The 408-nt window shown below is 66.4% G+C and carries 1 protein-coding gene; it reads right to left on the bottom strand.

What is annotated here, in order from left to right; genetic code table 11:
- Positions 1–392, bottom strand: a 392-nt coding sequence (locus SB771_RS33565; protein WP_410721862.1) for a S6 family peptidase, incomplete at its 3' end; no start/stop codon positions are given.
- Positions 393–408 lie beyond the last annotated feature (16 nt).

Raw genomic sequence — 408 nt, forward strand, 5'->3', positions numbered from 1 at the left:
TGGCCCGCGCCCGTGCCGCTCGCGGTGCGAAAGGCGAGGTTCTTTCCCGCATCCAGGCCAGGGAAGTCCAGCGCGCTGTTGGCCAGCGCAAACGTCGGCGACTTCTTGTAGCCGTGCATGGCGTAGGCGGGGCCGGCGGTCTGTTGCAGGGCGCCCGTGCCTTGCGTACTGTCGAAGGTCCAGGCCAGCGCCCCGTTGCCGGCCGTGTGGATGACGTCCGGATCGTTGTCCTTCTTGAGAATGCCGTCGATGAAGTCATCGGGCAGGTGCGACCAATAGACGTAGCTGCCCTGTTCGGACATTTTCAGGTCCGCCGCCGTGCCGGCGACCACCCATTGTGCCTTCGCGGCGTCCCAGGCAAACAGGGGGGAGCCGCTGTCGCCTTGCTCCACGTATGACGGCAGCAGG

The sequence above is a fragment of the Burkholderia sp. SIMBA_051 genome (assembly GCF_046534915.1).
Lineage (GTDB): Bacteria > Pseudomonadota > Gammaproteobacteria > Burkholderiales > Burkholderiaceae > Burkholderia > Burkholderia ambifaria.